Below are 24021 nucleotides of genomic sequence, written 5' to 3' on the forward strand. Positions count from 1 at the left end.
ACCCAGCGCCGCGCCCACCAAGCCAGGGCGCGCAGGAACCACTTCAAGCAGCGCCTACGCCTCCAGGTCATCCGGATCTAGTGATGTAGTACTAGCCGTCACAGGGCCTCGAGCAGGCGGCCGATCTCGTCCTCGGTGTTGTAGTAGTGCACCGAGGCGCGCACGGCCGACCCGGGCGACACGGTGTCGAAACGCTGGTCGGGCTCGGTGGCGCTGACGTTGATGCCCTGCTCGCGCAGTCGCAGCTTCACCGCGGTGCTGTCCTGGCCCGCCATGGTGAAGGTGACGATGCCCGAACGCCTGGCGCCGCGGTCGTGCACGGTCACGCCGGGCTTGCCGGCCAGTCCCGCGCGCAGGGTCTCGGCCAGTTCGGCCACCCTGGCCTCGATCTCCTCCAGACCGATCGCCAGCGCGTAGTCGACGGCCGCGCCGAGTCCGAGCTGGCCGGCGAAGTAGCGCTCCCACGTCTCGAACCTGAGGGCGCTGTCGCGGATCTCGTAGGTCGTGGGGGTCACCCAGCTGGCCGCGTGCAGGTCGAGGAAGGGCGGCTCGAGGCCGCGCATCGCGCTGCGCCGCGCGTAGAGGAAACCGGTGCCGCGCGGGCCGCGCAGGAACTTGCGCCCGGTGGCGGACAGGAAGTCGCAGCCGATCTCCTCGACGTCGAGGGCGATCTGGCCGACGGACTGGCAGGCGTCGAGGAGGTAGAGCACGCCGGCGTCCCTGCACCGCCTGCCGACCTCGGCGGCGGGGCTGACCAGGCCGTTGTGGGTGGGCACGTGGTTGATGGCCACCAGGCGCACGCCGCCCCTGCCCAGCTCGGCCTCCAGGCGGTCAAGGTCGATGGTGCCGTCGGCGTCGTCGGGGATCACCTCGACGGTGACGCCGCGCGAGCGGGCGATCTGGAGGAAGGCGATGCCGTTGCTGACGTACTCGCTGGTGGTCGTCAGGATCCTGTCGCCCTCCTGGAAGGGGATGCCGTAGAAGGCCATGTCCCAGGCGCGGGTGGCGTTCTCGACGTAGGCGATCTCGTCGCGGTGGGCGCCGAGCAGGGTGGCGACGGAGTCGTAGAAGCCCTCCAGCCGCTCGGCCTCCCGGTCCTTGGCCTCGTAGCCGCCGATGGCGGACTCCAGGTCGAGGTGTTCCTTGACGGTGTCCATGACGACGCGCGGGGGCAGTGCCGCGCCGGCGTTGTTGAAATGGACCACATGCGCGCAGCCAGGGGTCTCCGCACGCGCCTTGTCAATGTCGATCACATGTCACACGCTATCAATACACCGAGATGTGCGGATGGTCGTAGTGGTTGGCGGTGGTGCCGCCCCTGTTCGACATCGTCCGCCAGGTCTTGGTCCTGACGTGCCAGATCCGCTGCCGGTAGATCACGTACATGATGCCGAGCCGTTCGGCGTTCTTGACCACCCAGGCGGAGATCTCGTGGCCGCGCTGCGCCTCCTGGGCCGACGGCATGGCGCCGCCGCGGCTCAGCATGAAGTCGCAGGCGCGCCCGAGCGGATGCTCGCCGCCGTCCTGGATGGTCCGGTAGCACCCGATCCCGTACGGCACGCCGAACCGCTCCGCGATGAGCTTCTTGACCAGCCGCATCCTCGGCGTGATGTTGTCGGGACCCGAGGGCAGCTGCGGCACCCACGACCCGTCGGGCCTGCGCACGCCGGGCGTCGGGTAGAGGAGGTCGATCCTGTCCTTGATCTTCGCGATGACCTTCTCGGCGTCCTTCTTCTGGACCTCGAGCTCCTTGATCCGCGCGCCCAGCTCGTCGGCCCGCCGCTCGGCGTCGATCTTGGCCTGCCGGTGCTCGTCGCGTACCCGCGTGAACCCCTCGAGGCGCGCGCCCTGCTCCTCGCCGATCGCCGTCAGCACGGCCATGCCGTCGAGGTCGACCTGGCCGAGCAGGGCGGGGACGATGCCGAGCCCGCCCGACATGTACTGCTCGGTGGCCATGAGGCGCAATTGCGCCGACTCCCTGTCGAAGTCGGCCTGGGCGACCTTCAGCCGCTCGCGGGCGGTCTTCTCGACCTTCTCCACCTTCTGCAGCTCGACGCGGCTGCTGTAGTACTCGGTGATGAGCTTGTCGGACTTCTTCTGCAGCTCGGCCAGCTCTTTCTTGAGCTGCTTGACGCTCGGCCTGGGCTTGGCCCACGCTTCGGCCGGTGGCAGCGCCAGGGGCATGGTCACCGCCAGACCGGCCGCGAGCACGATGCGGAGCGGGGCGCGCCGCCGGTCGCCGGGGGCCGCAACCGCCACGCTTCTCCTTCGTCCGGGGGATGGCGCGGGGAGAGCGCCGTTCTGTCCGATGGACGATAGTAGAGGATTCGGTCAGATGTGCGGCATTCGGCCCTGACGCCGCGTCAGTGCCACGGTTGCTCACGGGCCGCGCCGCCGGCCCGCCCACGGTCCGCGGCGGCCCCGGACGACGGCGCCAGGCGACGGCGGGCGACGGCCATCCGGCGGCCGAGCAGCAGCACGCCGGGGAAGGCCGCGCCGCCGAGCAGTCCGGAGCCGACCGTGACTCCGAGTCCCGCGTTGAGGAGGCCGTCACCCTCGCCGCCCAGCAGGGGGACCTCGACCGAGACCGACACCTCGGCGGACACGATCGGGCGCCCGGCGGGCGTGGTCGCCTGGCCGCCGGAACCCGTGTCACCGGAGCCCGAGTCGCCGGAGCCCGTATCACCGGAACCCGAGCCACCGGAACCGGAGTCGCCCGGGTTCGGCCCACCCGTTCCGAGTTCACCCGGGTTCGGATCACCGGATCCCTGGTCGCCCGGCCCCGGATCCGCCGATCCCTGCTGCCCCGGCCCGGGATCGGCCGGAGCGGAGGTCGCGGGATCGGCCGGCGGGGTGGTCCTGGCGCGGGTCGGTTCGGGGGCGGCGGTGCGCGTGCGGGTGGGTTCGGGCGCCGGGGTGCGGCTGGGTTCGGGGGCCCTGGTGCGGGTCGGTCCAGGATCAGGGGTGCGGGTCGGTCCGGGTTCAGGGGTGCGCGTGGGGCGCCGGCCGGGGGTGGCGGGCGGCGGGCTGGGCCGGGCCGGCGGCGGGTCCGTGACATCGGGAGGCTGCCGGTGCGCGGTGTCCGCGGCCCGCGGCTCGGCCGGCCACTCCGGTTCACCGGGCCGCCCGGGGCGCGTGCCGGGGTCCGGGACGGCCGGCGCCGCCGTACCGGAGGCAGGGGCGGGCAGGGCCGCAGGGCCGGTCGGCGGGCGGCGTCCGGACAGTGGTTCCGCCGGCGGGTCCCGCCAGATCGTGAAGGTGGCGAGCACCGCGGCGATCGTGGCCACGGTCACGGCGGCCGTCACCGCCAGCTTGCCCGCGGGCGCGAGGGTGGTCCGCGCCAGCGTGCTGGTGGTCTCGGCGATGGTGGGCCCGGCCAGCGGGAAGAGCGTGGTGTACGGCACGGTGAGCGCCGCCAGACCGGTACGGCCGCGCCGTTCCCAGTCCTCGCCGTAGGAGGCGGCCGCGGTGGCCTCCAGTTCGGCGATGAACGCCTCGGCCGAGGCGGGCCGGGCGGCGGGGTCCTTCGCCAGGCCGTGCCCGACGAGCGCCCTGACCGGTTCGGCCACGTCACGCAGCGGCGGCGGCAGGTACTGGTGCTGGTAGGCGAGGGCGGCCGTGGTCGGGCCGTCGAAGGGACGGCGCCCGGTGAGGCATTCGTAGAACACCACGGTCGCGGCGTAGACGTCGGTGGCGGGGCTCGCGGGGGCCTCGTTCCACTGTTCGGGCGCCATGTACGGCGGGGTGCCGGCCGGCGGTCCGCTCTGTCCGCACGAGCCGGCGAGGCCGAAGTCGACGAGGCGGCTGTCGCCGTCCGAGGTGACGATCACGTTCTCGGGCTTGAAGTCGCGGTGCACGACGCCCGCGCGGTGCGCCTCGGCCAGCCCGAGCAGCGCGCCCTTCAGCACGGTCATGGCGGCCTCGGGGCCGGTCGCGCCCTCGCGCGTGAGCAGCCGGCGCAGGGTGACGCCGTCGACGAGTTCCATGACGATCGCGGCGCCCCGCTCACCCTCGACGTACTCCAGCAGGCGGGCGATGTGCGGGTTGTCCAGGCCGGCGACGAGCGCGGCCTCGGTCCTGAATCGATCGACCAGTTCGGGGTCGGACAGGTGCTTGATCGCGACGGGTAATCGGTCGGTGTCGCGAAGGGCCAGCATGACCCGCCCCGTGCCGCCGTGGCCAAGCTCCCTGATCTCGGTGTAGCCAGGCACCTGCATGCCCGGACGTTAACCCGCCTTCCCACACCGTGTCGAGATCCGTTGTCGAACTATGCGCTGTAGTACCCTGTGCCGATTACCTATAGGGGGCACCCGTACCCCTCTCCCCCTGGACGCTGACGGAGTATGAAATGTCCGACATGCACGATGCGCATGACCATCACGGCACGCACGGCCATCATGGCGCGCCCGCCCACCACGCCGCGCACGAGCACGAAGCGGGGCACGGCAGTCATGCCGCGCACGGCGGTCATGCTGAGCACGGCGGTCATGCCGCGCACGGCGGTGGCGTTTCCTGGGGCATGGCCGCCACGGCGACCCTGCACTGCCTCACCGGATGCGCCATCGGCGAGGTGCTCGGCATGGTGATCGGCACCGCCCTGAGCTGGTCGAACGCGCCGACGATCGCCCTGGCCATCGCCCTGGCCTTCGTGTTCGGCTACCTGCTCACCATGATCCCTGTGCGCAGGGCCGGGCTGAGCTGGGGGCGCGCGCTGCGCGTGGCTTTGGCCGCCGACACGGTCTCCATCGTGGTGATGGAGATCGTGGACAACGGCGTCATGCTCGTCATCCCGGGCGCGATGGACGCGGGGCTGGCCACGGGTCTGTTCTGGGGGGCGCTGGCGGTGGCGTTCGCGGTGGCCTTCCTGGTGACGACGCCGATCAACAAGTGGCTCATCGGCAAGGGCAAGGGCCACGCGGTGGTGCACGCCTACCACTGAGATCGGTCAGGCGGCGACCCTGGCCCCGAGGAACCTGCGCACGTTCACGGCGGCGGTTCGGCCCGCGCGGTTGGCGCCGACCGTGCTGGCCGAGGGGCCGTAGCCGACCAGTTGCAGGCGCGGCTCCGCGACCGCCTGGGTGCCGTCGACCTGGATGCCCCCGCCGGGCGTGCGCAGCCGTAGCGGGGCCAGGTGGTCGAGCGCCGAGCGGAAGCCGGTCGCCCACACGATCGTGTCGGCGGGCTCGAACCGGCCGTCGGCCCAGGCCACCCCGTCCGGCTCGATCCTGGCGAACATCGGCAGCCGGTGCAGCGTGCCCTTCTCCATCGCCTCGAGCACGACGGGGGTGTGGCCGAGGCCGGTCACGCTGACCACGCTCCGCGGCGACAGGCCCTGCCGTACCCGCTCCTCGACCTTGGCCACCGCCTCCCTGCGCGCCTCCTCGCCGAAGTCGTCGTCGCGCCAGACCGGCGGGCGGCGGGTGACCCACAGCGTGCCGGCCGCGACGCCGCCCAGCTCGGACAGCACGTGCATCGCCGAGGCGCCGCCGCCCACCACGACGACCCTGCGGCCGGTGAACTCCGCCGGTCCGCGGTAGGCGGCGTAGTGGAGCTGCCTGCCGAGGAAGCCCGCTCCTCCCGGGTAGTAGGGCCAGTAGGGGCGCATCCACGTGCCGGTGGCGTTGACCACCGCTCTGGCCGCCCACTCCCCCGCGCCGGACGAGACCACGAGCCTGTCGCCGGCGCCGCGCCGCACCGCGCTCACCTGGGCGGGCCGCACGATGGTCAGCCCCACCTGCCGCTCGTAGGCGCCGTAGTACTCGGGGACGACCAGCGCGGCGGGCGCGAGCCCGTCGGCGGACGGCTCACGGTGGACGCCGGGCAGGTCGAAGATGCCGTGCACCTTGCTCATGGTCAGCGAGGGCGAGCGGTGCCGCCACGCGCCGCCCGGCCCCTCGGCGGCGTCGAGCACCACGGGGCCCAGGCCGAAGCGGTCCAGGAAGTAGGCGCTGGACAGGCCCGCCTGGCCCGCTCCGATCACCACGACGTCGGTCTCGTTCACGTCCATCACCAACCACGCGGGCGCGCCGGGCCTTCCCGCCCTCGGGGAAGGCCCGGTACGGCCTCAGCCGAGCGTGACTCTGTCGAGGTCGGGGGCGTAGGCGGTGTCGTTGAAGAACCGCAACGTGTTCGACCCCGCCTGCAGCGACACGGTGAACACCGCCGACACCGGCGTGTTGAAGTCCGGCCCGGTCAACGTCACCGCCACCGGCGTCCCGCCGTTCACACTCACCGAGAACGACCGCGTCCCCCCGACCGTCCCCGCCACCGTCACCTGACGCGCGCCCGCCGACGCCGACACCACCGACAACGTCACCGCGTTCGCCGGACCGTTCCCGATGAACCGCACCTTCGACCCGCCCGAACACGCCCCGCACGACGACACCACCGCCGCCCCGCCCAACACCCCCGCCTCCCCCTCGTATGACGAGACCGGCGGCGCCGCACCCGACACCTCCAGATAATCCAGATTCGGCCCCCCACCCGCGGTCGTCGCCGTCGCCGTCACCGAGTTCACCCCGGCATTCAGCGGCACCGACACCGACACCTCCCGCCACGCCGTCCACGACCCCGTCCCGGGAAAGTCCACCGGCAACGCCGTCCCGTTCACCGCCACCGCCATCGGCCGGTTCGCCGTCGTCCCGTTGGCATACCGGAACGTCAACGACGCCTGCCCCGCAACCGCGGCACTCACCTGGAAACCCACCGACGAACCCACCACGTTGTCGTAGTTGACGAACCCACGACCCGAGAACCCGGCGTGATTCGACTCCACCACCCCCTGACCGATCACCCCGTCCTCGGCCTCGTGGCGTCCGGGGGGCGGCGCGCTGCCGGGGTAGGAGGTGCCGACCCACGCCTCGTCCACGCGAAGCCTGGCGACGCCGTGGCTGTTGACCTTCTCCAGGCGGACGTACCTGGTCGTGGTGGCGGGCAGGTCGATGATCTGCACGCCTCGGTGGTTGGGCAGCGTGCCCGTCTTGACGGGCGAGCCCCACGTGGAGCCGTCGTCGCTGACGTAGACCCGGTAGTCGCGGATGCGGGCCGACTGGGTGACGGGGTGGGTGGCGGAGTCCTCGCGCTGGTTGACGGCGAGGTAGCGCACCTGCTTGGCCGAGCCGAGATCGAAGCGGAGGGAGACCGGCTGCGTCGTGCCGGCGTCCCAGTAGGTGAGGTAGTCGCCGTCGCCCGCGGCGGCGGCCGAGGTCGTGACGCCGGACAGGATGCCCTCCCGGCCGCTGGAGACGACCTTGAAGACGGTGTCGTAGGGGTCCCATGACGAGATCCCGGTGAGAGTGAGGGTGCCGCCGCCCTGGCTGAAGGTCACCGGCGCACCCGTACGCAGGTCGGTGACGGAGGTGATGCGGTAGCCGTTGTCGCGCAGCGCGAGCGTGCCGCCCGTCGGCCTGGTGAGGACGTGCACGTAGTGCAGGTTCGGGTCGGTCCTGCTGATCGTGGTGACGCCGTGGGCGCCGTCGTTCCAGAAGCCGGGCTTGAGCCCGCCGTGCATGTAGCCGCCGCCCTCGGTGCCCTTCAGCGACTCCCAGATGGCGTCCAGGTAGCCGTCGGCGAAGGTGTTGAAGGCCGCCTGGTTGGTCGGGAAGGTGCCGTTGACCTGCGCGGTCTCGGCCATGAGAGCCTTGACGGAGGATCCGGCGTTGCTGACCAGCCGGCCGAGGGTGAGCATGCGGTCCACGCCCGGGTCGGACCCGTCGTACCACCAGGCGCCCGACGTGGGCAGCTTGAAGTCGGCCTCGATGAGCCTCGGCAGCGCCGTGTAGACCGCCTGCGGGTAGTCGTAGGGCGGCGTCATCCCGGTCTTCTGCTCGTTGCTGATCATGTCCATGATCGCGGTGTCTTCGTTGTTGTTCGACAGCGTCATGTCGGGCCGCTGCTGGTAGATCTTGGCGTAGAGGTTGTTGCGCTCCCAGTAGGCGTTGTCGTTGTCGATCCAGAACCCGGCCAGCTTGGGGTAGCGCCGCATCTGCTCGAAGAACTGCAGGTAGCTGAACTCGCCGAAGCCGTCGCGGGTGCTCAGGTCGACGCTGTGGCCCACGTAGGCGGAGAAGGCCGCCGAGTTCAGCCACGACCCCGAGCTCAGCCCCTCCCGATGCCACTGCGGGTCGTCGGTCATGTAGTGGATGACCTTCAGGCCGCGGGCGTCGGCCGCGTCGATGAGCTCGCCGAGGAAGTCCCTGCCGGTACGGCAGGAGCCGGGGATCTGCGAGGGGTACGGCCTGGCGTAGCCCAGCCTGCTGTGGAAGGTGGCGAGCACGATGTACTCGGCGTGCAGCTTCTCGGCCTCGCGCACCCAGTAGCCGGCGTCCCATCCGCCGTTGGTGACGTCGGCCTCCCACCGGGCGCAGTCGGTGTGCTGGGGCGCGGTCCGCAACCCCCAGTGCAGGAACAGCCCGGCGACGGCGTCGCGCAGGAACGCCTGCCGCGGATGCTGCAGGTCGGCCGCGGCGGGCGCGAAGGCCGGCAGGCTCAGAAGGAGCGCGAGCAGCGCGATCCGCAGGGTGCGGGAGCGCATCTACACCACCTCCAGGTGGTCGAGGTCGGATCCACCGTCGGCGGTGGTGGCGATCTCCGCGGAGAGATTGGAGCTTTGCACCGTGATCCCACACAGAGTCACGGTGGTCAACGGCAAAAGGGGCCCAATTTAGGAAACCTTCCTAACTTTCATGGACGCGTTGACCATGATGACGTATGAGTTGAGCAGAGGCATCCGGGGGGGAAGCGCGCCATCAGCCGCCCGCCGGCCGTCCATGAGACATGGGAGGTCTCGTGCGCATGTCACTCAGATTCCGTCATCTGGCCGCGGCGGTGGCGCTGCTGCTGGAGGCGGAGGCCGCCACGATCTCCCAGGGCGTGGTCGAGTCGAACCACGCCGGGTTCACCGGGTCCGGCTTCGTCAACTACCACAACGTCGCCGGCTCCTCGGTGGAGTTCGCGGTCGAGGCGGCGGAGGCGGGCACCCACACGCTGACCTTCCGCTACGCGAACGGCACCACCGCCAACCGGCCGATGAGCGTGTCGGTCAACGGCACCGCCGTCGCCGTCGACTTCCCGCCGACGGGCGCGTGGACCACCTGGCGGACCGCGGTCGTCGGCGCCAGGCTCGAGGCCGGCGCCAACACCGTCAAGGCCACCGCCGCTGCCGCGGCCGGCGGGCCGAACCTCGACTCGCTGCGGGTCGAGCCCGTCGACTGGTCGCGCGAGGTCGTCGAGTCGACGATGGCCCGCCACACGCCCGCCACGCTGGGCGGCTGGAGCTACACGCGCGGCCTGTACCTGTGGGGCCAGTACCTGGTGTGGCAGCGTACGCGGGACCCGCGCCACCTGGCCTACATCAAGGACTGGGCGGACCGGTTCGTCGACGCCTCGGGCGGCATCGGGCAGAGCTTCGACAACCTCGACAGCATGCAGTCGGGCAACATCCTGCTGGCCCTCTACCGGGAGACCGGCCAGGCCCGCTACCGGACCGCCGCCGCCAAGATCAGGAACCGGCTGAACACCTATCCGAGGACGAGCGACGGCGGGTGGTGGCACGCCACCTCCGACTCGCGCCAGGGCCAGCTGTGGGCGGACGGCGTCTTCATGGTCAACCCGTTCGTGGCCCGTTACGGGGCATGGGTCGCCGCCGACTCCTTCACCCGCGACGAACCCGCCAGGCAGCTCGAGGTCTACTTCAGCCATCTCAGGCGCCCCGGCGGGCTGCTCTACCACGCCTACGACGAGCCCGGCGGGCTCACCGCCTCGTGGGTGAACCCGTCGCTCGGCAACACCAACGGCCTGTCCTGGTGCCGGGCCATCGGCTGGTACGGCATGGCGACCACCGAGCTGCTGGAGATCATGCCGGCCGACCATCCCCGCCGGGCCGCCCTGGTCGACATCCTGCGCTCGATCGTCCAGGCCTACGCGCACTGGCAGGACCCCGCCACCGGCAGGTGGTTCCAGGTGGTCACCGAGCCGGGGGACCCGGCCAACTGGACGGAGACCTCCTGCTCGGCGATGTACACCTACACGATCTCGCGAGCGGTCGAGCGCGGCCACGTCGACGCCTCCTACGCGGCCGTCGCCGCCCGCGGCTACCAGGGGGTGCTGGCGAAGGTGTCGCTCGGCGCGGACGGCCGGACGACGATCCTCGACATCGGTGAGGGCACCAACGTCGACGACGTCACCGGCTACTACTACGGCAGGGCGCGGCCGGTCAACGATTTCCACGGCCTGGGCGCCTTCCTCATCATGAACGAGCAGCTGGCCCGGGTCAGCCGTCCTTCCTGAGCGCGGCGCGGCCCTCGGCCGCGCCGACGAAGCGCATCTTGCCCAGCGGCACGTCCGCGGGCTCGGGCGCGGTCCTCCTGCCGGTCCGGCCCGCGCCTTCGCGATCGGTGGGCAGCACGTAGGGCCGCCTGAGCACCTCGTCGAGGATGAAGACCGTCTCGGTCGCCTTCACCGCCGGGATGTTGGCCATCCGCTCGGTCACCAGCCGGTGCACCTCGGCCACGTCGGCGACCCGCACCTGGATCATCGCGTCGTGCTGCCCGGTGGTGATCGCGCAGTACTCGACCTCCGGCATCCGCGCCAGCTCGGCGCGGAACTGCTTCCACATCTGCTGCCGCACGGTGACGAAGACCAGCGCCGTGATGCCGAGCCCGGCGCGCACGTGGTCGATCTCGGCGGTGAAGCGTTTGATGGCGCCGTCGGCGCGCAGCGCCTCGAAGCGGGTGTAGGCGTTGGCCCGCGAGATGCCCACCCGTTCGGCCAGCGCGGCGACGGAGATCCGGCCGTTCTCCCGCAGGACCTCGAGGATCTTCATGTGGGTGGCGTCGAGATCAAGCCCGATACCGATCCGTCCAGTCGGATCCCCGAGCCTCCCGCTATTCCCAGACATTTCACTCATTGTGTAGCCAATTTCTTCAGTACCGTCTCACTCATGTGACGTGAGCTGGACATTCTGCCGCACAATCCTCGACCAATCCCAACCAACCGTCCAGCTTCGGAGGACACCCCCATGGCGACCCGCTCTCAGACGGCAGCACTGCTGGTCGTCGGTGCTCTCGCGCTCGCCGCCTGCTCCGCCGGCGGCGTCAAGTCGTCGGCAGCCCCGCAGTCCGGCGCCAAGTCCCTCGTCATCGACACGTCCTTCGACCTGAAGACCGCCGACCCGGGCCGCACCTACGAGCCGACCGGGCTCATCGTCGGCAAGGCCGTCTACGAGACGCTGCTCAGCTTCGACGGCTCCGACGTGACCAAGCCGGTGCCCGGCCTGGCCGAGTCCTACGAGCTGTCCGAGGACGGCAAGGCGCTGACCCTCAAGCTCAGGCAGGGCGCCACGTTCGCCGACGGCTCCCCCGTGACGGCCGACGACGTGGTGTTCTCGCTGACCAGGGTGCGCGACATGAAGGGCACCCCCTCGTTCCTGCTCGACGGGGTCGAGGTGGCCAAGACCGACGCCACCACCGTCACGCTGACCTCGAAGGCGCCGAACCCGGCCCTGCCGTACATCCTGCCCAACCCCGCCCTCGGTGTGATCAACAGCAAGGTCGCCAAGGAGCACGGGGCCACCACCGACGCCTCCGACAAGGCCGAGCAGTACCTCAACTCGGCCTCGGCCGGCTCCGGCCCGTACGTGATCGAGTCGTTCAACCTGACCAGCCAGGTGGTGCTCAAGGCCAACCCGAAGTACTACGGGACCAAGCCCGCCTACGACCGGGTGGTCATCCGCAACGTCGAGGCGGCCACGCAGAAGCTGAACGTCCAGCGCGGCGACAGCCAGGTGGCGCTCAACCTGTCCGGTGACCAGGTGACCGGCATGCCCGCGACGCTGCAGGTGAAGAAGACCGCCTCGGCGAACGTCATCTTCCTGCTGGCCAACCAGGACTCGGCGATCAGCAAGACCACGCCGAACGCCAAGTTCGTCGAGGCCCTGCGCAAGGGCATCGACTACGCCGGGCTGCTGGAGCTGGCCGGTGAGGGCTCGACGCAGGCGCCGGGCATCATCCCCTCGCAGCTGCTCGGCGCGCTGCCGGCCGACCAGGCGGCCAAGCGCGACGTCGAGGGCGCCAAGGCGGCGCTGGCGGCCAGCGGGCTGTCCAACCCGACGGTGAAGCTCGAGTACCCGAGCGAGCTGACCGTCAACGGCCTGTCGTTCCAGCCGCTGGCCGAGCGCATCCAGGCCAACCTCAAGGAGGTCGGCATCACCGTCGACCTCGCGCCCGCGCCCGTCACCACCGCGCTGGACAACTACCGCAACGGCAAGGAGGAGCTGGGCCTGTGGTACTGGGGACCTGACTACCCCGACCCCAGCGACTACCTGGCCTTCCTGCCCGGCAAGCTCGTCGGCCTGCGCGCCGGCTGGAAGGACGGGGCGGCCAAGGACGTCTCGGCGGCCGGCGACAAGGCGGCCACCACGATCGGCGACGACGCGCGCAAGGCGGCGTACGCCGAGGTCCAGAACAAGCTGAACGAGGCCGGGCCGTTCGTCCCGCTCATCCAGCCGAGCCAGAACATCGTGACCGCGGCGTCGGTGACCGGCCTGGAGTACCACCCGGTCTGGACGGTCGACGTGGCCGACCTCGGCGCCAAGTAGGCCGCGATGACCGTCCCCGAGGACACCTCGGCCGCTCCCCCCGCCGCGGGGGCGGCGGCCGGGGGCTCCCCCGGCAAGGCGCCCGCCCCCCGTGCGGGCGGGGCGCGCACCCGAAGGCACCCGCTGGCGCGCTTCCTGCTGCGCCGGGTGCTCATCGCGATCCTGCTGGCGTGGGGCATCACGCTGGTCACCTTCGTCCTGACGAACCTGGTGCCCGGCGACCCCGCCGCCGCCAACCTGGGCCAGCGCGCCCTCGGCGATCCCGCGATCGTCGCCCAGTGGCGACAGGAGCACGGCCTGGACAAGCCGCTGCCCCAGCAGTACCTCCTGCACCTAGGGGGCCTGCTGAGCGGCGACCTCGGCACCAGCCAGCAGAGCCACCGGCCGGTCAGCCAGGACCTCGCCGAGACCGTCCCGGCCACCCTCGAGCTGGCGGGCGCGGCGATCCTGGTCTCGCTGGTGCTGGGAGTGGCCTTCGGCGTCGTGGCGGCGCTGCGCAGGGACCGGCTGTCGGACCACTTGCTGCGCGTGCTGAGCCTGATCGGCATCTCGGTGCCGACGTTCTGGCTGGCCCTGGTGGCCTTCTACGTCTTCTTCTACCGCCTCCAGCTGACCCCGGGCAGCGGGCGCATCGACCCCGGCCTGACCGCGCCGCCGCCCGTGACGGGCCTGGCGACCGTCGACTCGGCCCTCGCCGGGCAGTGGGACGTCTTCGCCAGCGCCGTCGGTCACCTGCTGACCCCCGCGCTGGTGCTCGCCCTCTACACCATCGGCCTGCTCACCCGCTTCACCAGGAGCGCGGTGCTGGAGGTGCTGGGTCAGGACTACGTCAGGGCGGCCAGGGCCAAGGGCCTGCCGGGCCGGGTGATCCTGTTCAGGTACGTGCTGCGCTCGGCGCTCGTGCCGATCATCACAGTGGCCGGGCTCGCCTTCGGCAGCCTGCTGTCCGGCACGGTGCTGGTCGAGGCGATCTTCGCCTGGCCGGGCGTCGGGCAGTACGCCTACAAGAGCGCCACCACCCTCGACCTGCCCGCCGTCATGGGCGTGGGCCTCGTGGTCGGCGGCGTCTACCTGGTGATCAACCTGATCGTGGACGTGCTGTACGGCGTCATCGACCCCCGAGTGAGACTGCAGTGAGACGACGACTCCCCGAAGCCTGGCGGCAGCCCCTGGCCATCATCGGCGGGGCCGTCGCGCTCGCCTGGCTGGTCATCGCGCTGGCCGCCCCGTGGCTGGCCCCGCACGACCCGCTCGCACAGGACCTGCCCCGCCTGGCCGCGCCAGGCCCTGGCCACTGGTTCGGCACCGACCAGCTCGGCCGCGACATCCTCAGCAGGGTCCTGTACGGCGCGCGCGTGTCGATCCCGCTGACGCTGCTGCTGGTGGTGTTGTCGGTGCTGGTCGGCGGGCTGCTCGGCGCCTGCGCGGGATACTTCGGCCGCTGGGTGGACGAGACCATCATGCGGGTGGCCGACCTGGTGTTCGCCTTCCCCACGGTCATCCTGGCCATGGTGGTGGCCGCGGCGCTCGGCGCGAGCCTGGGCAACGCGGTGCTCGCCGTCCTGGTGGTGGCCTGGCCCGCCTACGCCCGCGTCACCCGCGGGCTGGTGCTCGGCGTGCGGGAGCGGGAGTTCGTGCTGAGCGGGCGGCTGCTCGGCTTCTCGGTCTGGCGCTCGCTACGCGTGGACGTGCTGCCGAACGTCACCGGGCCGGTCCTCGTCCTGGCCACCCTCGACATCGGCACCGCGCTGCTGCTGCTGTCGGGCCTGTCCTTCCTCGGCCTGGGCGCCAAGCCGCCGTCCCCCGAATGGGGCGCGATGGTCGCCGGCGGCGTGGAGGTCTTCGACAGCTGGTGGGTGGCCACCTTCCCCGGCCTGGCGATCCTGACCGTCGTGCTGGCCTTCAACTTCCTCGGCGACACGCTGCGCGACGCCCTCGACCCGCGTACGGCCCGCGCCATCAAGGAGCGTGCCCTCTGATGCTGGACATCACCGACCTCAAGGTCACCATCGGCGGCAGGACCGTCCTCGGCGGCGTCGACCTCTCGCTCCGCGAAGGTCAGGTGCACGGCCTGGCGGGCGAGAGCGGCTCCGGCAAGACCATGACCGGTCTGGCCGTCCTCGGGCTGCTGCCGCACGGCGCGCGCGCCACCGGCACGATCGCGCTGGAGGGCAGGGACCTGCTCGGTCTGCCGGCCAAGGAGCTGAACAAGGTGCGCGGCGGCCAGGTCGCCATGGTCTTCCAGGACCCCGCGACCAGCCTGCACCCGATGCTGACCGTGGGCAGGCAGCTGACCGAGCACATGCGCCACCATCTCGGGCTCGGCCGGGCCGAGGCCCGCGCGCGGGCGGTGGAACTGCTGGGCAAGGTGCGCATCCCCGGCCCCGGCGAGGCGTTCGAGCGCTACCCGCACCAGTTCTCCGGCGGGATGCGGCAGCGCATCGCGATCGCCATCGCGTTGGCCTGCTCGCCCAAGGTGCTGATCGCCGACGAGCCGACGACCGCGCTGGACGTGACGGTGCAGGCGGGCATCCTGCGGCTGCTGCGCGGGCTCTGCGACGACCTGGGCCTGGCCGTCCTGTTGGTCACGCACGACCTCGGGGTGATGTCGGCGGTGGCCGACCAGGTGAGCGTGATGAAGGACGGCCTGGTCGTCGAGACGGGCCCGCGCACGCGGGTCCTGCGCGAGCCCGCCCACCCCTACACCCGCGCGCTTCTCGACTCGCTGCCGGACGCGCCCGCGCCTCTCGCGGCCGGCCCCGCCGAGCGGCCCGCACAGCAAGAGCGCCGAGCCGACGGGGAGAGCTCATGACGACGCTGGACATCCGCGACCTGGTGGTGGAGCACCGCTCCCCCGGACGGCCCGTCGTGCGGGCGGTGGCGGGCGCGAGCCTGACCGTCTCCCCCGGCGAGGTGGTGGGCCTGGTGGGCGAGTCGGGCTGCGGCAAGTCGACGCTCGCCAGAGCCGTCTGCGGGCTGCACCAGGCGGCCGAGGGCGAGATCACCTTCGGCGGGCGCCAGGTCACCCCGCTGGGCCTGCGCAGGCGGGCGCTGACCGAGATCCAGATGGTCTTCCAGGACCCCTACGCGTCGCTGAACCCGCGCCGCCGCGTCGGCGACCAGATCGCCGACGGCCTGCGGACCGCGGGCGACACCACCGCGGCCCCTGCCGACCTGCTGGAGCGGGTGGGCCTGCCGCGCGAGTTCGCCGGCCGGCACCCGCACGAGTTCTCCGGCGGCCAGCGGCAGCGCATCGCCATCGCGAGGGCGCTGGCGGCCAGGCCGCGGCTGCTGATCGGCGACGAGCCGATCTCCGCCCTGGACGCCTCGGCCCAGGCGCAGGTGGCCAGGCTGATGCGGGACCTGGCCGTCGACTCGGGCGCGGGCCTGCTGTTCATCAGCCACGACCTGTCGGTGGTACGGCTGATCGCCGACCGGATCGCGGTGATGTACCTGGGGAAGATCGTCGAGGTGGGCCGTACCGAGGAGGTGTGGGCCGACCCCCGCCACCCCTACACGCGGGCGTTGCTGGCCGCCATCCCCCAGCCCGACGGGCTCGGCGTGCTGCCGGCGGAGCTGTCCGGCGACGTCCCCGACCCCGCCGACCCGCCGCCCGGCTGCCGCTTCCACCCCCGCTGCCCCCTCGCCATGGACGTGTGCCGGGTGAAGGAGCCTGACTTCGGTCCCGTCGCCTGCTGGCTGCACGCCCCCGAGCGATGAGGGAGGAGCTGGTCAGGCAGGCGATGTCCGGGGCCGGGGTGGACGCGCTGGTGCTGCGTCCCTCCCCCGACTTCCGTTTCCTCGGCGGCGCCGGCGAGGGGTTCCTCGTCGTCACCCTCGACGGGCCGCCCGTCGAGACCGGCGACCCGGTGCCGTGCATCCCGCGCGGGGCCCGCCGGGTGGGGGTGGACGACGAGATGCGGGTGGCCGAGCTGTTCGGCATGCGGATCGACGCCGAGATCGTCCCGGCCTCCGCCGTCCTGCGCGACCTGCGGCTGCGCAAGTCGGCGGAGGAGGTCGAGGCCGTGGCCAGGGCCGCCGCGGCCGCCGACGCGGTCGTGACGGCGGCGCGGGAGCTGGCCTGGTTCGGGGCGACCGAGCGGGAGATGGCGCGCCGGCTGCGGATGCTGCTGATCGAGTCGGGCTGCGAGGAGATCCTGTCAGTACGCGTGGGCGCCGGCGAGCACACCGCGGCCAGGGACCACCGGCCCACCGACCGGGTCATCAACCCGGGTGACGCGCTGCAGGTCTCGGTGTGCGGCAGGTGGGACGGCCTGTGCGCGGAGGTGGCCAGGGCCTTCGCGGTCGCCGAGCCGCCCGAGGACTTCGAGGCGATGCTGTCGGTCGTGCTCGCCGCGCGCGCCGCCGCCCTCGACGCGGTACGGCCCGGCGTCCCGGCCGAGCAGGTCGCCGCCCGCGCCCGCCAGGTGATCGAGGACAGCGGCTACGGCGGGTTCGCCGACGTGAGCGGCAGGGGCGTCGGCTGGGGGCACCAGGAGGGCCCGTCGCTGGCCGACCCCGAGCCGCTGGCCGACGGGATGACGTTGTGCGTCGCCCCGGCCATCCACCTGACGGGGCTGTTCGGCGCCCGGGTGGCCGACACGGTCGCCTGCGCCGCCGGCGGCCCCGTCCTGCTCAGCTCCAGCTCCCCCGCCCTCCACGTGCTCGACGCCTGACCCGCCGCCCGGCCGGGCGGACGGGCGGCGCGCCGTGGTCTCGCCGGGAGGGCGCCGCGAGCCTGTCCTGGTTCGTGAGGGCCTTCCCGGCGGCATCGGCCCGGCGGGGCGGGCGCCTACCGGCGTTCGGCCAGCCAGGTGAGGTTGTGCCGCTGGTCGGCGAGGGTGGCGGCCCACGTGTCGGGGGTGACAGGGGGGCTGTCCTGCTCGATGACGTACCAGCCGGCGTACCCGTCGGCCCTCAGCTGGGCGAGGAAGGGTTCGAGGGCGACGTCGCCGCGGCCGAGGGGGCTGGCGACCTCGCCCCACCACGCGTCCAGGCGCGCCTCGCCCCTGGCCTCGGCGTCCGCGACGACCGCGTGGCGGACGTCCTTGACGTGGACGTGGTGCACCCGGTCGGCGTACTTGCGGGCGTATGCGGCCGGTTCGGCGCCGCCCAGCGCGAAGTGGCCGCTGTCGAGGCAGAGCGCCACGTCGGTCAGCTCCATGAGCGTGTCGATCTCGTCGGCCCGCTCGACGTAGGTGGCGTAGTGCGGGTGGAAGACGGGCCGCACGCCGTACGAGGTGACCAGCTCGCAGGCGGCGGCGACGCGGTCGGCCGCGCGGCGCCAGGCGGCGGCGTCCCACCGGCCGCCGCTACGCCACGGGTCGGCGCGCAGCGCCTCGTCGCCGTCGTCGGCCAGCACGGCCACCACGTCGGGGTTGCCGGAGGCGGCCAGCTCCTCCAGCGTGTGGCGCATCGCCGCCAGGTCGGCGTCCGGGACCTCGTGCGGCGCCGACAGCTTCAGCGGGACGTAGGCGCCCACGACGGCCAGCCCGTTGTCGGCGAACGCGCGGGCGGTCTCCTCGGGTGAGCCGAAGAAGCCGGGCGGGCCGAGCTCGCTGCCCGTGTACCCGGCGGCGGCCATGGCCTCCAGCAGCTCGACCGGCTTCATGCCGATGCCGTGTCCGCTGTGCACGCCGTAGCTGCAGGGCGCGGAGGCGATCTTGTTCATGCGAGGCTCCTGGCGATCTGCTGGAGGGCCGCGGTGTCGTAGGCGGCGCCCGCGGCGGTGGACAGGACGGGCGCGCCCTCGGTGACGGAGGCGTGGAAGGCGAGCAGCTCGTGCAGGAAGCCGGTGCGGTGGTCGGAGCGGAACTCGGTGGTGGCCCGCTCGCCGTCCTGGGCGGTCTGCACCACCAGCGAGGCGCGGGCGTCGCGCAGGTAGGGGCCTGGCATGTTCAGGTAGAGGCGTCCGGCGGACCCGAAGACGGCGATCTCCTCGCCGTAGTCGGGATAGTCGGGCAGCCAGTTCCACGACAGCGACAGCTGGGCCGCGCCGAACGTGCCGAGCGCCTGCAGCTGCGGCGGCTCCTTCAGCTTCACGCCCGGCTCGAGCCCGGCGGCCTGGGCGTGCGCGATCGTCAGCGGCTGCTCGCCGAACAGGGCGCGCAGCACCGACAGCTCGTGCACGACCGAGCCCTGCAGCACGTCGGCGTAGATCGACAGGTACGGCTCGCCCAGGTCGCCGACGGCCTCGACGGCCTTGCGCCGCTCGTGACCGTCGGCGGGGACCACCGCGTCGGAATGGCGCAGGAAGCGCTGGTGGGAGTACTGCGGCCGGTCGGCGGGGTGGAGGACGGTGACCCGCACGAGCCGGATCGCCCCGAGGCGCGACAGCTCCGCCCTGGCCCTCGCCATGATCGGGTCGTACATCTTCATGTACGCCACCTGCAGCACCAGCCCCTTGGCGGCGGCCATGGAGCCGAGCTCGACGCACTCGGCCACGGTGTGCGCGAACGGCTTCTCGGCGAGCACGTGCTTGCCCGCCTCCAGCGCCCTGCGGGTCAGGTCGGCGTGGGTGCCAGGGGTGAGCAGCAGGACCGCGTCGACCTCGGGGTCGGCCAGCACGTCCGCCGCGTCGGTGGAGTGCCGCACCGGGCCGCCGTGCTCGGCCGCGATCTGCGCCGCCAGCGTGGGCGACAGGTCGCAGACGTGCGTCACCTGGTACTTCTCGCGGAGCGCCCGCAGGTTCTGCAGGTGCACGGCTTGGGCGATGAGGCCGAGACCGATGACGCCGAGGCGCATGGGCGTGCTCCTTGACTCGATGGGATCAGCTTTTTCTATCGACTCTCCCGCCGAGGTGTCAAACATTTGTTAAGACATTAGGTGGTTCTCATGTGTGGTCCTCACGCGGTGGCGGCAGCCGTACGGTCAGCTCCAGGACATCTCCCCCGTGGCCACCTTGGCGCCGAGCTCCAGGTTGACCAGCCCGCCGAGCCCGGGATAGCGCCTGGTCATGGACCTGCGCAGGGCCCTGGCCCGGTCGTCGCGGCGGCTGGCGTCGCGCAGTTCCGTCTCGAACGCCACGAGGTAGTCGTGGGTGAAACGGATGACGGAGGCGTCGAAGGGCCCGCCCGACGCGCGGTGGCCGGCCACGACGTACTCCGGCTCGAGCGCGCTCATCTCGTCGAGCGCCCGCCGCCAGCCCTCGCGCTCCTCCGGCGTGGGGGTGTCGGCGGTCCACGGGTGGACGCCGCTGAACAGGGCGGCGCCGCCGAGGACGGCGCGCCGCTCGGCGTTCCACAGGTAACCGGTGCGCCACTCGACGGCCGGATCGCCCGCCCGCACCTCGAAGACGTGCTCCTCGAGCTCCAGGTGGCCGCCGAGGAGCGGCTCGGGGATGACCACGTCGGTGGCGAGGTTGCCGCCCAGTTGCTTCCAGATCTCCAGCTTGGACCGCCAGGTCGCCTCGATGCGCTCGACGGTGTCGGGGGTGGCCAGGACGCGCACCCGGGGGAAGACCTGCCTGACCACCTGGAGGCCGAAATAATAGTCCGGGTCGGCGGCGCTGACGAAGACGGTGGACAGGTGCTTGCCGCTGTCGATGACGTCGGCGAGGACGCGGTGCTGCTCGGCGAGGGTGAACTGGCCGTCGACGAGCAGCGCCTGCTGCTCGCCGGCCACCAGGACGGACGTCTTTCCCAGGCCCGTCTCCCCTGCTGTGTGAACGCTGAAGCGCACTGTGGGCATGCCGGGATGATTCCCGACCAGGGTCAAGTGGTAAGGCGGAGTTTCGTCCAGACTTGGTGATTTCGCGGTGCGGGCCCGCCGCGCCCGGGCGACGCCTTGGGGTAGGAGACGAAGCGACGCCTGATTTTCCGGCTTGCCGGACGAATCGGTGGAGGGTCGTCGTGGCCTAGCGTCGGACGGAGCCCTGCGACGAAGTGGAGAGACAATGAAGATCACCGGAGTGGAACTACGCCGGATCGCCATGCCGTTGGTCGCGCCGTTCCGCACCTCCTTCGGCACCGAGACCTCCCGCGACGTGCTCCTGGTCAGAGTGGTCACGCCGGACGCCGAGGGATGGGGCGAGTGCGTGGCGATGTCGGAACCGCTCTACTCCTCCGAGTACGTGGAGGGCGCGGCGGAGGTGATCCGGCGCTTCCTGCTGCCCCTGCTGCCGGACGACCTGGACGCGTACGGCGTCGGCAGGGCCATGGAGCCGATCAAGGGCCACCGCATGGCCAAGGCGGCGCTGGAGACGGCCGTGCTCGACGCGCAGCTGAGGGCGTCGGGCGAGTCGTTCGGCCACTTCCTGGGCTCGGCGAGGGACCGGGTCCCCTGCGGGGTGTCGGTCGGCATCATGGACTCCATCCCGCAGCTGCTCGACGCGGTGGAGGGCTACCTCGACGAGGGCTACGTCCGGATCAAGCTGAAGATCGAGCCGGGCTGGGACGTCGCGCCGGTGCGCGCGGTCAGGGAGCGGTTCGGCGACGACGTGCTCCTGCAGGTCGACGCGAACGCCGCCTACACCCTCGTCGACGCCCAGCAGCTGGCCAGGCTGGACGACTTCGGGCTGCTGCTGATCGAGCAGCCGCTGGCCAACGACGACCTGGTGCAGCACGCCGAGCTGGCCAAGCGGCTGCGCACGCCCATCTGCCTCGACGAGTCGATCGAGTCGGCCGAGCACGCCGCCGCGGCCATCTCGCTCAAGGCCTGCTCGATCATCAACATCAAGCCCGGCCGGATCGGCGGCTACCTGGAGGCGCGGCGCATCCACGACCTGTGCAGGGCGCACGGGATCGCGGTCTGGTGCGGCGGCATGCTGGAGACGGGCCTCGGCCGGGCCGCGAACGTGGCCCTCGCCGCCCTGCCAGGCTTCACCCTGCCCGGCGACACCTCCGCCTCGCGCCGCTACTACGCCACCGACATCACCGAGCCCTTCGAGCTGGACGGCGGTCACCTCGACGTGCCGTCCGGCCCCGGTCTCGGCGTCGAGCCGATCAAGGACATCCTGGAGGAGGTCACCACGGCCACGGAGTGGATCGGCCTCGGCTGAGGCCGGTTGGGCTGCCGGACGAACCGACCCCCACGTCTTGATGATTCCCGACGAGTTCCTCCGGCCGCCCCTTGGCATACCGTCACGGCATGCCGTTCGATCTCCACCACCGCGCCCTCGTCGCGGACACGCATAACGACCTGCTCATGGCCGTCGCCGCCCGCCCGCCGCAGCGCTGGGCGGGCTTCTTCCGCGACCGGTGGCTGCCCCAGTTGCGGGAGGGCGGGGTCAACCTCCAGGTGCTGCCCGTCTTCATCGACGACGCCTTCCGCCCTGAGGGCGCGCTGCGCGAGACGCTCCGCATGATCGAGTGCGCGCACGTCGTCGCCGAGGGCAACGCCGACGCCGTCGCGCTCTGCACCGACGCGGCCCAGATCGACGCCGCCCTCGACGACGGCAGGATCGCGCTGGTGCTGGCCATGGAGAGCATGCCGGGCCTCGACGCCGACGTGGAGCTGATCTCCACCGTGTACCGGCTCGGCGTACGGATCGCCTCCATCGCCCACTGGGGCCGCACCCCGCTGGCCGACGGCAGCGGCGAGGACGCCACCGGCAGCGGCCTCACCTCCCACGGCGTCGCCGCGCTGAAGGAGATGGAACGGCTCGGCATCGTCTTCGACATCTCCCACCTGGGCGCCTCAGGCGTCGCGCACGTGCTGGAGCTGGCCACCAGGCCGCTCATGGCCACCCACTCCTCGGCCCGCGCCCTGCGCGACCACCACCGCAACCTGACCGACGACCAGCTGAGAGGGGTCGCCGCGACCGGCGGTGTGGTCTGCGTCAACTTCGTCCCCGCGTTCCTGGCCGACGACCCGGCCGGCCACACCCTCGACCGGCTCGTCGACCACATCGAGCACATCGCCGCCGTCGCCGGCGTCGACCACGTCGGTCTGGGTCCCGACTTCGTCCGCGAGGTCCTCATGGACACCACCCCGCCCTGCTGCGAGGAGCTCGGTTACGGCGAGATCGACCCCCTGGCCACCCTGCCGGGGCTGGACGGCCCGCGCGGCCTGCCACTGGTCACCGAGGCCCTGACCCGCAGGGGCGTGCCGGAGAAGGACATCCTCAAGATCCTCGGCGGCAACGTGCACCGGCTCCTCGGCGAGGCGCTGCGATGACCGAGATCAGGGAGTTGCACAGCCTCGAGGAGTTCGGGGAGGCCTTCGCGGTCTTCACCGGCATCTGGGGCTTCGAGCAGAGCAACCAGCCGATCAACCCGGAGCTGATGCGCGCCCTGGCGCACGCGGGCAACTACGTCGCCGGCGCCTACGAGGGCACGCGGATGGTGGGCGCCTCCGTCGCCTTCTTCGCCGAAGGCGGGGCGCTCCACTCCCACATCACCGGCGCGGTCACCGGCCGGGGCGTCGGCTTCGCGCTCAAGCAGCACCAGCGCGCGTGGGCGCTGGCGCGCGGCATCAACCGCGTCACCTGGACCTACGACCCGCTGGTCCGCCGCAACGCGCACTTCAACCTGGCCAAGCTGGGCGCCAGGCCCGAGGAGTACCTGCCGGGCTTCTACGGCGTCATGCAGGACGCCGTCAACAGGGGCGACGAGTCCGACCGGCTGCTGGCGGTGTGGCGGCTGGCCGAGCCGCCGGTGCCGTGCACGGTGGAGGGGGCGGGCGTGGCCCTGAAGGAGGAGGACGGCAGGCCCGTCGCGGGCGACACGGACGCGAAGGTGCTGCTGGTCGCGGTGCCCGCCGACGTGGAGGCGCTTCGCAGGCGGGATCCCGGCACCGCGAAGGCCTGGCGGCACGCGGTGCGCGAGGTGCTGGGGGGGCTGCTGGAGGACGGCGCCCGGGTAACAGGTTTCCATATGAAATCCCATTACGTGGTGGAGCGGCCCTGAGGGGCGCAGTATGGGACGCGTACCTCTGTTGAGGAGGACGCGATGCTATCCGAAGGACCGCGCGTGGTCGTCGGGGTCGACGACACACCCGCCTCTCGCTGGGCACTGCTCTGGGCGGTGGAGGCCGCCAGGCTGCGGGGGATGGCGCTGGTCGCCGTCCATGTCAGCAGGGCGCCCGTGCATCCCTTCCCTGAGGCGCTGCCGTACACGCATACCGTCAGGCAGATGGAGGAGGCCAGGAGCGTCGAGCTGATCCAGACCCTGTTCGACGACATGACGGGCGGCGCCCCGCCCGACATCAACACGCTCGCCGTCGCCAGGCTCGGCGAGCCCGGCCCCCTGCTCGTGGAGCTGGCCAGGCCGATCGACCTGCTGGTCGTGGGCAGGGGGCACCGGAGCGGGCTGGACCGGCTGCTGATGCCGTCCACCCGCCGCTACTGCACCGGCCACGCCCGCTGTCCGGTGGTCGTCGTGCCGACGCCGCCGGCCGCGGACCAGCGGACGGGAGCGCTCTCCCGTCCGGCGTGGATCCGCTGGCTGTCGCCGCGCCACCCCGCCGAGTGAGGCGTCCCGCCCCGT

Annotated in this window: 21 protein-coding genes; 12 read left to right on the plus strand and 9 right to left on the minus strand. The window is 72.0% G+C overall.

Going from position 1 to position 24021, the window contains the following annotated elements:
• Positions 1 to 98: 98 nt before the first annotated feature.
• The 3 genes from ABZX22_RS25070 to ABZX22_RS25080 all read right to left on the minus strand — a co-directional run bounded on the left by ABZX22_RS25070 (position 99) and on the right by ABZX22_RS25080 (position 4217).
• Positions 99 to 1253, minus strand: a complete 1155-nt coding sequence (locus ABZX22_RS25070) for an aminotransferase class V-fold PLP-dependent enzyme (RefSeq protein WP_354913204.1) — start codon at positions 1251 to 1253, stop codon at positions 99 to 101.
• Between the two features lie 13 nt (positions 1254 to 1266).
• Positions 1267 to 2259: a hypothetical protein gene (locus tag ABZX22_RS25075; protein ID WP_354913206.1), complete on the minus strand. Its 993-nt coding sequence runs from the start codon at positions 2257 to 2259 to the stop codon at positions 1267 to 1269.
• 104 nt (positions 2260 to 2363) lie between these two features.
• Positions 2364 to 4217: a protein kinase gene (locus ABZX22_RS25080; protein ID WP_354913208.1), complete on the minus strand. Its 1854-nt coding sequence runs from the start codon at positions 4215 to 4217 to the stop codon at positions 2364 to 2366.
• A 140-nt stretch (positions 4218 to 4357) separates the two neighbouring features.
• On the opposite strand from ABZX22_RS25080, the gene ABZX22_RS25085 reads away from it, so the two are divergent.
• Positions 4358 to 4939 (plus strand): DUF4396 domain-containing protein, encoded by a 582-nt coding sequence (locus ABZX22_RS25085; protein ID WP_354913210.1) that lies wholly within the window; start codon positions 4358 to 4360, stop codon positions 4937 to 4939.
• Between the two features lie 6 nt (positions 4940 to 4945).
• Here ABZX22_RS25085 and ABZX22_RS25090 read toward each other — a convergent pair whose 3' ends face one another.
• Positions 4946 to 6007 carry an NAD(P)-binding domain-containing protein gene (locus ABZX22_RS25090; RefSeq protein WP_354913212.1) on the minus strand — a complete coding sequence of 354 codons (1062 nt, stop codon included), beginning with the start codon at positions 6005 to 6007 and terminating at the stop codon, positions 4946 to 4948.
• Positions 6008 to 6064: 57 nt separating this feature from the next.
• Positions 6065 to 8533, minus strand: coding sequence for a discoidin domain-containing protein (locus ABZX22_RS25095; RefSeq protein ID WP_354913214.1), 2469 nt, complete (start codon positions 8531 to 8533; stop codon positions 6065 to 6067).
• 260 nt (positions 8534 to 8793) lie between these two features.
• Between ABZX22_RS25095 and ABZX22_RS25100 the strand changes: the two genes are divergently transcribed.
• Positions 8794 to 10287, plus strand: a complete 1494-nt coding sequence (locus ABZX22_RS25100) for a glycoside hydrolase family 88 protein (protein ID WP_354913216.1) — start codon at positions 8794 to 8796, stop codon at positions 10285 to 10287.
• Here the strand turns inward: ABZX22_RS25100 and ABZX22_RS25105 are convergent.
• Positions 10271 to 10906: an Lrp/AsnC family transcriptional regulator gene (locus ABZX22_RS25105; protein ID WP_354913218.1), complete on the minus strand. Its 636-nt coding sequence runs from the start codon at positions 10904 to 10906 to the stop codon at positions 10271 to 10273. The two genes, ABZX22_RS25100 and ABZX22_RS25105, sit on opposite strands and share 17 nt — an antisense overlap.
• Positions 10907 to 11017: 111 nt before the next feature.
• On the opposite strand from ABZX22_RS25105, the gene ABZX22_RS25110 reads away from it, so the two are divergent.
• The 6 genes from ABZX22_RS25110 to ABZX22_RS25135 are packed head-to-tail and all read left to right on the plus strand — an operon-like array spanning position 11018 to position 17271.
• Complete coding sequence (locus ABZX22_RS25110) at positions 11018 to 12595, plus strand: ABC transporter substrate-binding protein (RefSeq protein WP_354913220.1); 1578 nt, start codon at positions 11018 to 11020, stop codon at positions 12593 to 12595.
• A gap of 6 nt (positions 12596 to 12601) precedes the next feature.
• The gene (locus ABZX22_RS25115; RefSeq protein ID WP_354913222.1) at positions 12602 to 13732 is read left to right on the plus strand and encodes an ABC transporter permease; all 1131 of its coding nucleotides are present in this window, start codon (positions 12602 to 12604) and stop codon (positions 13730 to 13732) included.
• Complete coding sequence (locus ABZX22_RS25120) at positions 13729 to 14574, plus strand: ABC transporter permease (protein ID WP_354913224.1); 846 nt, start codon at positions 13729 to 13731, stop codon at positions 14572 to 14574. Before ABZX22_RS25115 ends, ABZX22_RS25120 begins: the two co-directional genes overlap by 4 nt.
• Entirely contained in the window at positions 14574 to 15407 is an 834-nt protein-coding gene (locus ABZX22_RS25125; protein WP_354913226.1) for an ABC transporter ATP-binding protein, read from the plus strand. The genes ABZX22_RS25120 and ABZX22_RS25125 overlap by 1 nt, the downstream gene beginning before the upstream one ends.
• Positions 15404 to 16315 (plus strand): ABC transporter ATP-binding protein, encoded by a 912-nt coding sequence (locus ABZX22_RS25130; RefSeq protein WP_354913228.1) that lies wholly within the window; start codon positions 15404 to 15406, stop codon positions 16313 to 16315. Before ABZX22_RS25125 ends, ABZX22_RS25130 begins: the two co-directional genes overlap by 4 nt.
• Complete coding sequence (locus tag ABZX22_RS25135) at positions 16312 to 17271, plus strand: M24 family metallopeptidase (RefSeq protein ID WP_354913230.1); 960 nt, start codon at positions 16312 to 16314, stop codon at positions 17269 to 17271. The genes ABZX22_RS25130 and ABZX22_RS25135 overlap by 4 nt, the downstream gene beginning before the upstream one ends.
• A gap of 116 nt (positions 17272 to 17387) precedes the next feature.
• Here the strand turns inward: ABZX22_RS25135 and ABZX22_RS25140 are convergent, their stop codons facing one another.
• The 3 genes from ABZX22_RS25140 to ABZX22_RS25150 all read right to left on the minus strand — a co-directional run bounded on the left by ABZX22_RS25140 (position 17388) and on the right by ABZX22_RS25150 (position 20284).
• On the minus strand, positions 17388 to 18266 hold the full coding sequence (locus tag ABZX22_RS25140) for a sugar phosphate isomerase/epimerase (RefSeq protein ID WP_354913232.1): 879 nt from the start codon (positions 18264 to 18266) through the stop codon (positions 17388 to 17390).
• On the minus strand, positions 18263 to 19339 hold the full coding sequence (locus tag ABZX22_RS25145) for a Gfo/Idh/MocA family oxidoreductase (RefSeq protein WP_354913234.1): 1077 nt from the start codon (positions 19337 to 19339) through the stop codon (positions 18263 to 18265). Before ABZX22_RS25145 ends, ABZX22_RS25140 begins: the two co-directional genes overlap by 4 nt.
• A 126-nt stretch (positions 19340 to 19465) precedes the next feature.
• Entirely contained in the window at positions 19466 to 20284 is an 819-nt protein-coding gene (locus tag ABZX22_RS25150; protein WP_354913236.1) for an MBL fold metallo-hydrolase, read from the minus strand.
• A gap of 205 nt (positions 20285 to 20489) precedes the next feature.
• Here ABZX22_RS25150 and menC point away from each other — a divergent pair, with 205 nt between their 5' ends.
• From menC to ABZX22_RS25170, 4 genes are all read left to right on the plus strand, one after another.
• Positions 20490 to 21593 (plus strand): o-succinylbenzoate synthase, encoded by a 1104-nt coding sequence (gene menC / locus ABZX22_RS25155; RefSeq protein WP_354913238.1) that lies wholly within the window; start codon positions 20490 to 20492, stop codon positions 21591 to 21593.
• A gap of 89 nt (positions 21594 to 21682) precedes the next feature.
• A complete protein-coding gene (locus ABZX22_RS25160) occupies positions 21683 to 22711 on the plus strand; it encodes a membrane dipeptidase (RefSeq protein ID WP_354913240.1) in 1029 nt (342 codons plus the stop codon).
• A complete protein-coding gene (locus ABZX22_RS25165) occupies positions 22708 to 23442 on the plus strand; it encodes a GNAT family N-acetyltransferase (protein ID WP_354913242.1) in 735 nt (244 codons plus the stop codon). Before ABZX22_RS25160 ends, ABZX22_RS25165 begins: the two co-directional genes overlap by 4 nt.
• A gap of 42 nt (positions 23443 to 23484) precedes the next feature.
• Positions 23485 to 24006, plus strand: a complete 522-nt coding sequence (locus ABZX22_RS25170) for a universal stress protein (protein WP_354913244.1) — start codon at positions 23485 to 23487, stop codon at positions 24004 to 24006.
• The last annotated feature ends 15 nt before the right edge of the window (positions 24007 to 24021 follow it).

Source organism: Nonomuraea sp. NPDC003804, assembly GCF_040610675.1.
Taxonomy (GTDB): Bacteria; Actinomycetota; Actinomycetes; order Streptosporangiales; family Streptosporangiaceae; genus Nonomuraea.

Excerpts from the sequence above, each read along its gene's own strand:
- ABZX22_RS25145 (WP_354913234.1), bottom strand. The coding sequence starts at position 19,339 with ATGCGCCTCGGCGTCATCGGTCTCGGCCTCATCGCCCAAGCCGTGCAC.
- ABZX22_RS25135 (WP_354913230.1), top strand. The coding sequence starts at position 16,312 with ATGAGGGAGGAGCTGGTCAGGCAGGCGATGTCCGGGGCCGGGGTGGAC.
- ABZX22_RS25140 (WP_354913232.1), bottom strand. The coding sequence starts at position 18,266 with ATGAACAAGATCGCCTCCGCGCCCTGCAGCTACGGCGTGCACAGCGGA.
- ABZX22_RS25110 (WP_354913220.1), top strand. The coding sequence starts at position 11,018 with ATGGCGACCCGCTCTCAGACGGCAGCACTGCTGGTCGTCGGTGCTCTC.
- ABZX22_RS25115 (WP_354913222.1), top strand. The coding sequence starts at position 12,602 with ATGACCGTCCCCGAGGACACCTCGGCCGCTCCCCCCGCCGCGGGGGCG.
- ABZX22_RS25170 (WP_354913244.1), top strand. The coding sequence starts at position 23,485 with ATGCTATCCGAAGGACCGCGCGTGGTCGTCGGGGTCGACGACACACCC.
- ABZX22_RS25105 (WP_354913218.1), bottom strand. The coding sequence starts at position 10,906 with ATGAGTGAAATGTCTGGGAATAGCGGGAGGCTCGGGGATCCGACTGGA.
- ABZX22_RS25095 (WP_354913214.1), bottom strand. The coding sequence starts at position 8,533 with ATGCGCTCCCGCACCCTGCGGATCGCGCTGCTCGCGCTCCTTCTGAGC.
- ABZX22_RS25080 (WP_354913208.1), bottom strand. The coding sequence starts at position 4,217 with ATGCAGGTGCCTGGCTACACCGAGATCAGGGAGCTTGGCCACGGCGGC.
- ABZX22_RS25165 (WP_354913242.1), top strand. The coding sequence starts at position 22,708 with ATGACCGAGATCAGGGAGTTGCACAGCCTCGAGGAGTTCGGGGAGGCC.
- ABZX22_RS25125 (WP_354913226.1), top strand. The coding sequence starts at position 14,574 with ATGCTGGACATCACCGACCTCAAGGTCACCATCGGCGGCAGGACCGTC.
- ABZX22_RS25160 (WP_354913240.1), top strand. The coding sequence starts at position 21,683 with ATGCCGTTCGATCTCCACCACCGCGCCCTCGTCGCGGACACGCATAAC.
- ABZX22_RS25150 (WP_354913236.1), bottom strand. The coding sequence starts at position 20,284 with ATGCCCACAGTGCGCTTCAGCGTTCACACAGCAGGGGAGACGGGCCTG.
- ABZX22_RS25130 (WP_354913228.1), top strand. The coding sequence starts at position 15,404 with ATGACGACGCTGGACATCCGCGACCTGGTGGTGGAGCACCGCTCCCCC.
- ABZX22_RS25100 (WP_354913216.1), top strand. The coding sequence starts at position 8,794 with ATGTCACTCAGATTCCGTCATCTGGCCGCGGCGGTGGCGCTGCTGCTG.
- ABZX22_RS25085 (WP_354913210.1), top strand. The coding sequence starts at position 4,358 with ATGCACGATGCGCATGACCATCACGGCACGCACGGCCATCATGGCGCG.
- ABZX22_RS25090 (WP_354913212.1), bottom strand. The coding sequence starts at position 6,007 with ATGGACGTGAACGAGACCGACGTCGTGGTGATCGGAGCGGGCCAGGCG.
- menC (WP_354913238.1), top strand. The coding sequence starts at position 20,490 with ATGAAGATCACCGGAGTGGAACTACGCCGGATCGCCATGCCGTTGGTC.